Origin of the sequence: Actinoplanes sp. NPDC051633, from assembly GCF_040681735.1 — a bacterium.
In the GTDB taxonomy this organism is placed as follows: Bacteria; Actinomycetota; Actinomycetes; order Mycobacteriales; family Micromonosporaceae; genus Actinoplanes.
The window spans coordinates 1-4,658 of the sequence record NZ_JBFAZH010000633.1; the positions used below are offsets into that span (position 1 = coordinate 1).

At 71.0% G+C, this 4,658-nt stretch carries 5 protein-coding genes; 1 reads left to right on the forward strand and 4 read right to left on the reverse strand.

Translation table 11 applies throughout. The annotated features are described in order from the left end of the window. From AB0M20_RS28370 to AB0M20_RS28385, 4 genes are all read right to left on the reverse strand, one after another. The coding region (locus tag AB0M20_RS28370) for a trehalase-like domain-containing protein (protein ID WP_364303321.1) at positions 1–942 on the reverse strand (942 nt) is incomplete at its 3' end. Positions 943–961: 19 nt separating this feature from the next. Then, complete coding sequence (locus AB0M20_RS28375; RefSeq protein ID WP_364303323.1) at positions 962–1,417, reverse strand: hypothetical protein; 456 nt, start codon at positions 1,415–1,417, stop codon at positions 962–964. An 89-nt stretch (positions 1,418–1,506) separates the two neighbouring features. Then, the gene (locus AB0M20_RS28380) at positions 1,507–2,745 is read right to left on the reverse strand and encodes a DUF6596 domain-containing protein (RefSeq protein ID WP_364303325.1); all 1,239 of its coding nucleotides are present in this window, start codon (positions 2,743–2,745) and stop codon (positions 1,507–1,509) included. Continuing rightward, positions 2,742–3,068: a YciI family protein gene (locus AB0M20_RS28385; protein WP_364303327.1), complete on the reverse strand. Its 327-nt coding sequence runs from the start codon at positions 3,066–3,068 to the stop codon at positions 2,742–2,744. The genes AB0M20_RS28380 and AB0M20_RS28385 overlap by 4 nt, the downstream gene beginning before the upstream one ends. A gap of 185 nt (positions 3,069–3,253) precedes the next feature. On the opposite strand from AB0M20_RS28385, the gene AB0M20_RS28390 reads away from it, so the two are divergent. Beyond that, a partial coding sequence (locus tag AB0M20_RS28390) for an MFS transporter (RefSeq protein ID WP_364303328.1) occupies positions 3,254–4,658 on the forward strand: 1,405 nt, incomplete at its 3' end.

A 4,658-nucleotide genomic window follows, 5' to 3' on the forward strand; every position in this document is an offset into this window, starting at 1 on the left:
GGTTTCCGGCCCGATCGCGGCGGCCGCCGCGGTCGTCATGAACGCGAAGAAGTCGCCGGCCTCGTCCGGGCACGCGGCCACCCACAGCGCTTCCATGGTGAAGCTGGCGTCCCGGACCCACGAGTAGCGATAGTCCCAGTTGCGTTCGCCGCCCACGCTCTCCGGCAGCGAGGTGGTGGCGGCCGCGACGATCGCGCCGCTGGGCCGGAAGGTGAGGCCCTGCAGGACGCAACCGCTGTGCCGCACCAGGTCCCGCCACGGTCCCGCATAGTTCTGGTGCAGCGCCGACCACGACCGCCAGGCCGCGATCGTGCCGGCCAGCTGGCCGGTGAGCTCGTCCTGCGACCAGACCCGGGCGGGTTGCTCCTCGAGCGTCGAGCGGTGCAGCGCGAAGACCAGGGTGGCGCCGGCCGCCATCGGCACGCGGGCGGTCGCCGTGGACGACTCCACGGCGGACGGCACGGGACTGGTCAGCACCAGCCACTCCGCTCCGCCACGTGCGGTCACACCGCCCTCGACCGGCGAGAGCAGCGGGTGCAGCAGACCGTATTCCGGGCGCGGCGCGTACGTGATGTCCATGTCGACGGTGCCCTCCCGGCAGGTCACCGATCGGACGAGCAGATGCGGAACGTCACGACCGACGTCGTGGGCTCCGCTGCCGGCGCCCAGCACCAGCGCCTCGGTCAGGACGACGACGCCGCGCGAGGCGCGGAACGTGGTCTCCAGCACGAGCGTGCCGTCGAGATAGCGCCGTCGGCTGGTGTAATCGCCGGCCGGGCGGATCGACCAATGCCCGGCCGCGTCATCGAGCAGACGACCGAACACCGACGGGCTGTCGAATCGCGGGAAGCACAGCCAGTCCACCGAGCCGTCCGAGGTGACCAGGGCGGCGGAGTGGCAGTCGGACAGCATGGCGTGCGAGGCGATCGGAACGTTGCTCATGCCGGGGCCACCCTCGTCGTCAGCTCGGGCCCAGCGGGAAATCCGGGCGGTACCGGGCCATGCGGCGCTGCAGCAGATCGTTGGCGACATCGTCGTCGTGACGCAGGTACTGGGCGAGCATCGGGTACAGCCGCTCGATCCGCATGTTCGTGGCGTCCAGTTGGACGCTCGCCCCGTCGGCGTCGGCAAGGCGCAACTGCCGCCCGCTGTCGGCGCCGAACGGAGTCAGAGACGCGGTGGTGAGCCGATCCAGCCGGACGACCGGACGGTACCCGCGGAGTGTGCGGTAGTGCAGCACCCCTCCGGAGACCCACACCCGCAGCCACAGAGTCGAGATGAGACCGAACATGCCCAGCAGGGCGAACAGTGCCCCGACGACGAGCACGGCGCCCGTCCAGCGGACGAGCCCGTAGACACCGATGGCCAGCAGAACGCACCAGCCGGCGATCGCCACGACGCGCGGCCGGCCGACCACCCTGGCGTCTGGTCCCGGCCTGTGATCCGACGTGTGAACCAACCCCTCCGGCCGCCGGTAGACCTGGATTATCACCCCCCGGACCCGGGTCAGCCCAGCTGGTCGCGGCGACGCTTCAGATACGCGGTCTCGGCGGTGTTGCCGGCCAGCTCGATGGCCCGGTCGTAGGCCGCGCGGGCCTCCTGACTGCGGCCCGTCCGGCGCAGCAGGTCGGCGCGGGTCGCGTGGTAGGCGTGGTAGTAGGCGAGCTTGTCCTCCAGGCGGTCGACGGCCGCCAGCGCCACCTCCGGCCCGTCCAGCTCGGCGACCGCGATGGCCCGGTTGAGGGCGACGATCGGCGAGGAGTCGAGGTGGGCGAGCTGGTCGTAGAGGGCGACGACCTGTGACCAGTCGGTGTCGCGGACGTCCTTGGCGGAGGTGTGCACGGCGTTGATCGCCGCCAGGATCTGATAGCGACCCGGAGGAACGCCGGCGGCGGCAGCGGTCAGGCGCTCGCGCACCAGCCGGTGCCCCTCGGCGATGAGGGCCGCGTCCCAGGCTCCGCGGTCCTGCTCGGCGAGCGTGATCAGCTCGCCGTCCGCCGAGACGCGGGCGGCGCGGCGGGCCTCGGTGAGCAGCATCAGCGCCAGCAGCCCGGCCACCTCACCGTCCTGCGGCAGCAGGGCCCGGATCACCCGGGTGAGCCGGATCGCCTCGGCGGTCAGGTCGTGCCGCAGGGGATCGGTGTCCGGGCCGGTCGCCAGGTAGCCCTCGTTGAAGACGAGGAACAGGACGGCGAGTACGCCCGAGACGCGTCGCGGGAGATCCTGCGCGGACGGCACCCGGTACGGGATGCGGTTCGCCTTGATCTTGACCTTCGCGCGGGTGATCCGCCGGCCCATGGCGGCCTCCTGCACCAGGAAGGCGCGGGCGATCTCGGCCACGGTGAGGCCGCCGACCATGCGCAGCGTCAGCGCCACGCGGGTCTCCGGCGCCAGCGCCGGGTGGCAGCAGGTGAAGATCAGCCGGAGCCGCTCGTCGTCGATGACGTCGGGCGACCGCGGTGGGTCGTCGTCGTACAGCATCTGAGCCTCCTTCTGCTTGTCGTCACGCTTGTTCTCGCGCCGGATCCGGTCGATGGCCTTGCGGTTGGCGGTGGTGGTCAGCCAGGCCCCGGGATTGGGGGGTACGCCGTCGACCGGCCACCGTTCGACGGCGGTCGCGAACGCTTCGGCCGCCGCTTCCTCAGCGATGTCGAGATCACCGAAACGCCTGGTCAGTGCGGCGACCACGCGTGCCCACTCCTCGTGGTGCGCGCCCGTGATCGCCTCGTGGACGTCGTCGCTCACAGGAACGGCCGTACCTCGACCTTCCGGTTGCAGGCTCTGGACCCCGCGGCGGCGAGCTCGAGCGCCACGTCGAGGTCGGGCGCCTCGAAGACCCAGAAGCCGGCGATGTGCTCCTTGGACTCCAGGAAGGGCCCGTCGGTGAACAGCGCCTCGCCGCCGCCGCGGTTGTCGATGACGGTGGCGGTGCTGGGCGAGTTGAGGCCGCCGGCGAAGACCCAGTGGCCCTCGGCCTGGACGCGCTCGTTGAACGCGTCGATGGCGGCAATCTCCTCCGGCGTGCCGGAGTTGGTCTTGTCGTCGATCACGGAAACCAGATACTGCATCTCAGCTCATCTCTCCTTCTGTGTGCCGCGTGGTCGCTCATCCCTGCCACGAACACGTGCGCCCCGATCCGACACCGGCTGCGGGGTTTCTTCCAAGAATTTCGGTGGACCTGTCGGATCATGGCAGCGGCGTTCGTGGAAAAGGTAGGAGGCCGGGAACGCCGGCTTCGGAAGGAGTCGGAGTCATGTCGAGCCCCAGCGCATCGGAACCGCGAGCGACGTGGCGGGAGTGGGCCGGGCTGGCCGTGCTGGCGCTACCCACGCTGCTGGTGTCCCTGGACATCTTCGTCATGTTGCTGGCCCTGCCGCAGCTGAGCGCGCAACTGGGTGCGGGCAGCAGCCAACAGCTGTGGATCATGGATGTGTACGGGTTCATGGTCGCCGGCTTCATGATCACCATGGGGGCGATCGGTGACCGGATCGGCCGCCGCAAGCTGCTGCTCATCGGCGCGGTCCTGTTCGGGGTGGCCTCGGTGATCGCCTCTCAGGCAACCAGCCCGGGGATGCTGATCGCCGCCCGGGCGGTGCTGGGCGTCGCCGGCGCTGCCGTGTCCCCGTCGGTGCTGTCGCTGATCACGAACCTGTTCACCAACCCGAAGCAGCGGGCCAGTGCGATCGGCATCTGGGCGGGTTGCTTCGTGGTGGGCGCGATCATCGGCCCGGTCGTCGGCGGGGCGATGCTGGCGCACTTCTGGTGGGGCTCGGTGTTCCTGCTGGGCGTGCCGGCGATGGTGCTGCTGCTCGTGCTCGGCCCCGTCTTCCTGCCCGAGTACCGCAACCCGGCGGCCGGCCGCCTCGACCTCACCAGCGTGGCCCTGTCGCTCGCGGCGATCCTGCCGTTCATCTACGGGGTGAAGGAGCTGGCCCGGCACGGCTGGCAGCCCGTGTCCGTCGTCGCGATCGTGATCGGCGCGGCGTTCGGCGTGGTCTTCGCGCGGCGGCAGCAGACGCTGGCCGACCCGCTGCTGGACCTGCGCCTGTTCACCAACCCGCAGTTCAGCATCTCGCTGGGCGGCCTGCTGTCCTGCTCGATGCTCAACGGCGCCACCATGATGTTCACCGCGCAGCACTTCCAGCTGGTCGACGGCCTGACCCCGCTGCGGGCCGGCCTGGCGCTGCTGCCCGGCATGGTGACCAGCATCGTCAGCGTCCAGATCGCCCCGCTGCTGGCCCGCCGCATCCGCCCGGCCTACCTGATCGGCGCCGGCCTCGCCGTCACGGCGATCGGCATGCTGGTGATCACGCAGGCCGGCACCGCGAACGGACCCGCCGCCCTGATCACCGGCTTCGCCATCAGCTGCCTCGGGAGCGCTCCGCTGGTCGCCCTGGGCACGAACCTCGTGATGAGCTCCGTCCCACCGGAGAAGGCCGGCTCGGCGTCCGGAGTGGTCCAGACCAACAGCGAGTTCGGGTACGCGCTGGGCATCGCCGTCATGGGCAGCCTCGGCACCTTCGTCTACCGCACCCGGATCGCCGACGACCTGCCCTCCGGCCTGCCGGGCACCGCCGCCGACACCGCACGGGAGAGCATCACCGGCGCCGTCACGGTCGCCGGCGAGCTACCCGGCCGGCTCGGTGCCGCCGTGCTCG

What these genes read in the sequence shown, in the direction of transcription:
- AB0M20_RS28385 (WP_364303327.1), bottom strand. Translation starts at nt 3,068, where the DNA reads ATGCAGTATCTGGTTTCCGTGATCGACGACAAGACCAACTCCGGCACG.